Below are 8,116 nucleotides of genomic sequence, written 5' to 3' on the forward strand. Positions count from 1 at the left end.
TTTAGCATTTTTTACTGGATTGCTTCGTCCATTACTTCGTAATTTCCTCGCAATAATGGAAAAACCAAGCCATGCAATATTAGAAATATCCTAGTGTATTTATTTATAATAATCAACAATCTTATCAAGTTTTACACCTCTTGACCCTTTTATTAGGATAAGCTCATTGCCTTCAAATAAATCCGTGATATGCGTAATTAATTCGTCAACATTTTTAAAGTATTTTTTAGCTATTTTGGAAGGTAGTAAATCATAAATATATTTAGTATTTGCTCCTACTAAATAGACCTTAGAACCACCAGCATCTAGTATATACGGTACTAGTTCCTCATGTAGCCGTTTAGAATCCCCCCCTAGCTCTAGCATATCGCCTATTATAGCGGTTTTATTCTCGGCAGGTACTTGTTTTAAATATTCTAATGCAGCTTTCATTGAAGCGGGACTTGCGTTATAGTAATCACAAATTACACGACAATTTTGTATATTGATAATTTCTCCTCTTCCTTTAGTAGGAGAAATATTTGCTAAGTGATTTGCAGCTATCTCTAGATCTTTACCTAATATATCGATAATTAAAAGTACACCAGTATAATTTTCAGCAAAATGCCCAGGAACAAAAGGTATAGTTACATCTAGGGTTTTATTATTTATCTTATACTTTAAATGAACTTGATCTTCTAGCTTCTCATATAAAATTAATTCAGCTGAAGCTTTAGATGATCTACCGAAACTATGTATATTGGTAATAGAAAGGTTTTTTAATATCGATAATATTTTGTTATAGGAATTAGTATCGGCATTAATAATGGCAATATCATTTTTGCTAAAATTTTCAAAAATCTCACATTTAGCTTCAGCTATCTCTTCAAGCGAGTTAAAAAATTCTAAATGAGCTTCCGAAATATTAGTAATCATAGCAATATTCGGCTTTAATATTTGAACTAATTCTCTTATTTCGCCTTTATGGTTCATACCACACTCAAAAATAGCATATTCCGTATCATCAGGCATTGAAGCAAGATTAATAAGTAATCCCAAGTGATTATTGAAGTTACCTCGGCTAGCAAAAATTAGACCTCTTATATAACTTGCTTCTAACGGTAATTTGTACGTCAATCCGGTACTCACATCCTCACGTACTAAAGTGTACGCTGCGGTTCTGCGTTCCGTGTTTCCTTCAAATTCCTCTTGATTAGCTTCATTATATAAGAGGTCTAATGATTTATCGTTAGTCTCAGTTAGTAAGGTTTTTAAAGCTTCTTTAGTGGAGGTTTTACCGACACTACCGGTGATAGCTATGAATTTCGCTTTTGAATTCTCTCGTTTATATAAAGCCATTTTTTGTAGAGCTTCAAAACAATCATCAACTAAAATAATTTTATCTTTATCCGTTATCTCTACTTGCTTACTAACAATTACGGTTGCCGCTCCTTTATCTATTGCATCTAAAACATAATCATGGCCGTCTCTATTACCTTGAAGTGCTATAAATAAATCACCTTTTTTAACGTCTTTGGAATTAAATTGCGCTTCATTACAATTGATAGAATTAGAGATTGTTATACCGAGAGCAGCACTTAAAGTTTTAGAGTTCCAGATCATATAATAGTGTTTGTTAACTAATTTCTAAATTAGTTTTCAGAAATTCAGGTGCAAAATCTGCACCGTTAGGCCAAGTAATAGTGTGCAGTTCTTTATCTAGAGTGACCTTATTAAATAAGTTTTTATTTTGAAAAGGTTCAAATATTAAGCCTTTAAGATATTTATATAAATCAATATTTCCTTCTGTACCGTCATCAAAAGCTAGATGAATATAATAATCTTTAACATATTTCACTGATGTGACATGTAACATTTTCTTTACTCCAAGGAGGTAATAGGATTTAATGGGTTCACCATTTTGAGTTTTTTGCCAGTTAACTAGTAATTCTTCTTTATATAAATTAAGCCATTCTATAACCAGTTGTAAAGCTCTTTTAGGAAATTTACCATCCATAACTTTATCTTCTAGTGAAACTATAATTTCATAATCACCATATTTGGCATGAAAATGAGGAGGATTATGATCGTGATAGTACATCATAATTACAATACCAAGAAAACGACTAATTACAGGCACATAGTTTCTTTTATAAATAACTTTTAGTTTAGTACATTTCTATAATTATTTCAAGCTTCAAGCTCGTAAGAATACGGCATTGCCTAAAAAGAATTGCTGAGATAGCCAATACTTCGATGTCATTCCTAGCTAGAAGCGGGAATCCAGAAAAACCTACAAAAAACTTGTTTTTTTAGGTTTATTTGTCAACATTAAGAAGTTATTTTTTGGATTCCTGCTTCCGCGGGAATGACATCGAAAAAATACTCTTCCCTGCAACTTCAGCATCATCAAAAAATATTTTCTTATCGCCGATAATTTGGTAATTTTCATGACCTTTGCCGGCAATTAATAAGATATCGTCTTGTTTTAAATTATTTATACCATATTTAATAGCTTCTTCTCTATTTGCTATTTCAATATAATTTGCTTTATCTATACCGCTTATGATTTCAGCTCTAATAAGCTTTGGGTCTTCATTGCGTGGATTATCATCTGTAATTATGACATGATCAGCGAGTTTTGCGGCTATTTGCCCCATAAGACTTCTCTTTGTCTTATCACGATTACCGCCGCAGCCAAAAATTACGCTTAGCTTACTATCACGTAATTTAATATTTTTCAGCTCTGTTAAAGCTTTTTCAAGAGCATCCGGAGTATGGGCATAATCAACGAAAATATTAGTGTTGCTTATTCGCTGCATTCTGCCTTTTACCGGTTTAACTTCTACTAAAGAATCTATAACTTTATCAAAAGCAAAATCGGTATAATGCACACTAAGAGCAGTAATTAATAAATTACTAGCCTGAAAACTACCGATTATCGGCGTATGAAAATTATATTCTCTATTATTAAATGTAAAATTAATATCCTGTCCTTTTAAAGAACCGTTAATTTTAGTTATTTCTAAATCACCTTTTTTCCCAACAGTTATAAATTTAATATTATGGTTATGTAGGTAATCTTTAACAAACTCTATTTCTTCTATATCGGAATTCAATATTGCAAGACCTCCATGTAATAAATGATCAGTAAATAATTTCAGTTTGGCTAATAAATAATTTTCTTTTGTATGGTGATAATCTAGATGATCCTGAGTAAAGCTAGTAAAACATGCGATATTTACTTTTGTTTCCCCAAGCCTTGCTTGGTCAAGACCATGGCTAGAAGCTTCAAAAGCTAAATATTTTATACTGTTTTCAGCTAAATTATGAGCAATTTTTCTAAAGCTTAAATAATCAAGTGTAGTCAACTCCGGTACATCATTTATAAGATTATCACAGCCAAAAATCTCTACACCTATCGTACCTATAGATGCGGCTTTTTCCCCAAGTAATGAATATGTTTGAGCTATATAGGATACTACCGAGCTTTTACCGTTAGTACCGGTTACGGCTATTAGATTCTTTGGTTTTTTAGGATAGAAGATTTCTATAGCTTCATATAAAGCTGCTTGTACATCCTCTACATAGATTATTTTATCTATAACAGTATTTTTTTCATTATCTGTAATTACTAATACTGCACCTTTGCTTAAAGCATCCTTAATAAAATCATTTCCATCGGTATTCTGTCCTTTAATCGTAAAAAAGGCATCATTCTTCTTAATGTTTTTAGAGTTGGTCGACAAACCTTTTACGTTATGTTGTTGGAATAATTGTTTTAAGTTATGGAGCATGTTTATTATGTTAAAAAAGTGTTATTGTCATTGCGAGGAAATTGCATAGCAATTGACGAAGCAATCCAGTAAAAAATTCTGATTTACAGAATTTTTTTATTATTTCTTCTGGATTGCCACGCAGTCTACGACTGCTTGCAATGACGGAGTAGGAATGACATCGAGTCTACACCTCCGATAAATTCCAAAGTAGTTGATTCGCCTCGGTAATCATATTTTTATCTACTAATTTCTTGATATATACTAATTTATTATCCGGTTTGATTTTTGCCTGATTAGAGTAAGTACTAACGAATTTTAAAATTTTATCAGTCATATCGGCATTTTTATAAAATTTAATCACAAACCCGTTATCTCCTGAATCTAAATTCTCAATATTTAACTTAAAGCATAATAGTTTTATTTTTACAATATCAAGTAAATTATTAAATTCAATCGGTAGCGAACCGAATCTATCAATCATCTCATCTTTAAATTTCTCTACTTCTATCTCATTACTTAAATTACCTATTCTTCTATATAGCCCAAGTTTAAGAGCCGAATCGGATACATAATTATCCGGAATAAAGACGGATAATCCCAAATTAATAGTCGGGATAAAGGGTTGTTCTGAAACAACCAGTTCATCTTTAAAAATAGCTATTTGTTCTTCCAGCATTTCTTGATAGAGTTCCGTACCTACTTCTTTAATTTGTCCTGATTGTTCTTCACCTATCAAATTACCGAAGCCTCGTAAATCCATATCATGGCTTGCAATAGTAAAACCTGAGCCTAAAGCACAACTATTTTGTATTATCTCTAAGCGTCTTAAGGAGTGCGATGTCATCTTTTTATGACTTGCTACCGTTAGATAAGCATAGCCTCGCATTTTACCTCGACCTATTCGACCACGCAATTGATATAGCTGACTAAGACCCAGCATATCAGCCTTATGTATGATCATGGTATTTGCCTCGGCTATATCAATTCCTGATTCTATAATAGTAGTTGAGACTAGTATATCGAATTTGCCGGCATAAAACTCGCTCATAACCTCATCAATTTTACTCGGAGTCATTTTTCCGTGAGCTATTTTATAGCTTAATTCCGGCATGATTTGTTTTAATTGTTTTTCGATATCCTCTATATCTTTAATTCTTGGAACTACATAAAAGCTTCTTCCGCCTCTAAAATGTTCGCGTAATAATGCATCTCTGATAATAACGGGATCAAACGGCATAACCGATGTACGAACTTCCAGCCTGTTTAGAGGCGGCGTTGCAATAATGCTAAGTTCTTTTAAACCGGTCATTGACATTTGCAAAGTTCGAGGAATCGGTGTTGCCGACATTGCAAGTACATGGGAAGAGGATTTTAGCGATTTAAGAAATTCTTTTTGACCGACACCGAAATGCTGTTCTTCATCGATTATTAACAATTTCAAATTAAAGAATTTTGTATTGTTATGTAATAAAGAATGAGTGCCTATTATTATATTTATTTTACCGCTTTCAAGTTCCGATCTTATAATCTTTGCTTCTTTAGAACTAACAACGCTAGATAATTGCTTGATATTTAAATCAAAACCCTTGAACCTTTCTATGAACCTTGAAAAATGTTGACTACATAAAATAGTTGTCGGTACAACTACGGCTACTTGAGGTAAATGTTCATTTAGAGATTTTGCTACCATAAAGACGGCACGCATTGCTACTTCAGTTTTACCAAACCCAACATCACCGCATATTAACCTATCCATTAACATACTGCTTCTTAGATCTTCTTTAATATCGTTTATAGCGGTTAACTGGTCTTCCGTTTCACTGAAAGGAAAATTAGCACAAAATTTATCATATTCTTCAAGGTCAAATTCAACGGAAGCACTGCTATTAAGTTTCCGTTTAGCTGCTATTTGTATTAAATGCAGTGCTATCTCTTTTATACGGTTTTTAAGTTTCGCCTTACTTCTTTGCCATGAGACGCTGCCAAGCTTATCAAGCTCCGCATTATCATTGCCGTATTTTTTTATTACCTCTATATTTTCAACGGGTATATATAATTTATCATTACCGGCATATAGAATCTTTAAGAAATCATGCAGTTTACCTTTGATTTCTAAAGCTTCCAGCTTTAAAAACTGCCCTATTCCATGATCTTTGTGTACTACAAACTCACCTTCAGCTAAATTATCAAGCTCCAGCAAGATATTTTTAAGCTTTTTGTTAGTGTTTGTAGAACTAGTTTTTTCTTCTAATAATTCGCTAGCGGTAATAAATAAATATTCTTTAGTATAAAAGCTTTGACTTAAAGGAATTATTCCGACATTTATTACTGAAGCCTTAGCTTCGTCTAATTTATTTATCTCATTATATTTATATTCATAATTTTGGGTGATGCTTTTAACTCTCTCAAGACCGCTTAAAGAAGCTGCACCTATCACAATTTTTCTAGAAGAATGGGCTTTAATAATCTCAAATAATTTATCGAAAACCGTTTTCTTTTCTATAAAACTTGCAGAACTAATATTTTCAATTAAGCTAGCTTGCTCAGAATTTTCATAACTAATCAATATATTGTTTTTTCGTTCTAGTAATTCCGTTATTTCAGAAACGGTAAAATATAAGCTAGTCAGTGAAAGAGTAGGATAGAAACTATTAAATTTAAGTTTATTTGTCTCTGACCTTGCTGAATAAAAATCGTTATAACTATGTTCAAACTCTAAAATGGCTTGTTTTGACAGATTATCAAATATGAAAATAGGATCGTTTAGATAATCTATTAAGTTAGAGCAGGAATCGTAAAATAATGGGAGCAATTGTTCATATCCCGAAAATTTTCTTCCCGATATTACCGCCTCATATAAAGGATTATCAGTATGATTAACTCCAAAACTTCGTAAGTAATTATTCTTAAAATTACCGATTGTTTCAGAGTTTAAAACTATCTCATTTGCAGGACTAATAACGAGTTCCGTACAAGATTTAGTCGAAATTTGCGTATCAATATCAAATTCTTTTATTGATTCAATATAATCCCAGCTAAAATTAATTCTATAAGCTTTAGGACCTGGCAATATTATATCAATTATTTCGCCTCTAACCGCAAATTCCCCGACATCGATGCTACTCGCATTTCTTGTAAAACTATTTTCTACTAGAAACATAGCAAGCTCATCCGTAGTAAATTTTATTTTAGGGGATAATTTCAAAAAATATTTAGAAAAAAAATCTTTCGGGGGTAATTTGTTTAATAAGTTAGCTGCATGAGTGATGAGTAATTTGCCATTACTATTATTTATTGTTAGCTTGGTTAATGTTTCTGCACGTCTAGATAAGATATTTGCATTTGGTGACGTATGGTCATAAGGAATGGTATCATAGCTTGGAAAGTAATAAATATTTTCATTAGAAGAAAAAAATAAAACTTGCTTGTATAATTGCAACGCCTCTTCTTCATTACTTGCACTCAAGATAAAATCTTGCTTAAGATTCTTAGTAAAATTATCAATTGCAAAGAAAGATTTGGCAACCGCCGGAAATTTTTGTTGTAACATTCTACAGGAGTTTATATTTTTGCTATTTTGCGTAATTTATCAATTATTTCGGCATCTAGATAAGAAGGAGCAGAAGATTTATTATTAATCCAATTATAAAGATCATTATCATTTTGATCAAGTATTAAAGTATAGCCTTCAAGTTTTTTTTCATCCATTAAGGATAGGTACTTTTCGGCAAAGCTACCGAGTATATAATCCATTTCTCTGCAACCGCGATTTTTACTACGGTAAAAAAGTTTCTTTTGTAAAGAGTTTTTATTTAATTTATTCATCTATAACATCTTGCAAAATTTTTTTATAATAATATTATTAAAATTATCAAGATACCAAGATCATTTTAAAATGCTTTAATAATTAAGCACTCTAATAAATCCATTCTACATGGGTAAAATTCTATTAACTTTTATTATCAATAACAGCAGAAAAGCATAAATATGTCGGTTCAAAATATCTGTTCTACAAAAGCTTATGATATACTAATTTCAAATGATAATGCTTTTCTTGTAGATGTTAGAACTAGAGAAGAGTGGCAACAAGTGGGGATACCTCATGTAGATAATAAAAATAAGGTGATCTTTCTAAGTTGGCAATTAAATAAAGATTTTGGAGACAATTTTTTATCTATCATTAACGATAAAATCGATGCAATAATATTTTTTCTGTGCCGTTCGGATATAGATCGTTTATCGCAGCAAATTTTATAACTAATATGGGTTATAAAAATTGTTATAATATTAGTGACGGCTTTGAAGGAAATAATCAAGATAAAGGCTGGAAACAAAATAACTTACCGTGGCAGTTTTAA

The 8,116-nt window shown here is 31.5% G+C and carries 5 protein-coding genes and 1 pseudogene; 1 reads left to right on the forward strand and 5 read right to left on the reverse strand.

Annotation, left to right across the window (positions count from 1 at the left end; translation table 11 throughout):
• Nucleotides 1-99 precede the first annotated feature (99 nt).
• From murF to AB1146_RS08170, 5 genes are all read right to left on the reverse strand, one after another.
• Nucleotides 100-1,602, reverse strand: coding sequence for a UDP-N-acetylmuramoyl-tripeptide--D-alanyl-D-alanine ligase (murF, locus tag AB1146_RS08145; protein ID WP_010421964.1), 1,503 nt, complete (start codon nt 1,600-1,602; stop codon nt 100-102).
• Nucleotides 1,603-1,615: 13 nt separating this feature from the next.
• Complete coding sequence (locus AB1146_RS08150; protein WP_010421963.1) at nt 1,616-2,119, reverse strand: DUF4160 domain-containing protein; 504 nt, start codon at nt 2,117-2,119, stop codon at nt 1,616-1,618.
• Nucleotides 2,120-2,318: 199 nt separating this feature from the next.
• Nucleotides 2,319-3,776: a UDP-N-acetylmuramoyl-L-alanyl-D-glutamate--2,6-diaminopimelate ligase gene (locus AB1146_RS08155; RefSeq protein ID WP_010421960.1), complete on the reverse strand. Its 1,458-nt coding sequence runs from the start codon at nt 3,774-3,776 to the stop codon at nt 2,319-2,321.
• Between the two features lie 166 nt (nt 3,777-3,942).
• Nucleotides 3,943-7,308 carry a transcription-repair coupling factor gene (gene mfd / locus AB1146_RS08165; RefSeq protein ID WP_010421959.1) on the reverse strand — a complete coding sequence of 1,122 codons (3,366 nt, stop codon included), beginning with the start codon at nt 7,306-7,308 and terminating at the stop codon, nt 3,943-3,945.
• 11 nt (nt 7,309-7,319) lie between these two features.
• The gene (locus AB1146_RS08170; RefSeq protein WP_010421957.1) at nt 7,320-7,583 is read right to left on the reverse strand and encodes a succinate dehydrogenase assembly factor 2; all 264 of its coding nucleotides are present in this window, start codon (nt 7,581-7,583) and stop codon (nt 7,320-7,322) included.
• A 162-nt stretch (nt 7,584-7,745) separates the two neighbouring features.
• Here AB1146_RS08170 and AB1146_RS08175 point away from each other — a divergent pair.
• Nucleotides 7,746-8,116: pseudogene (locus AB1146_RS08175) on the forward strand (rhodanese-like domain-containing protein).

Source organism: Rickettsia helvetica (genome assembly GCF_963970025.1).
Classification (GTDB): Bacteria; Pseudomonadota; Alphaproteobacteria; order Rickettsiales; family Rickettsiaceae; genus Rickettsia; species Rickettsia helvetica.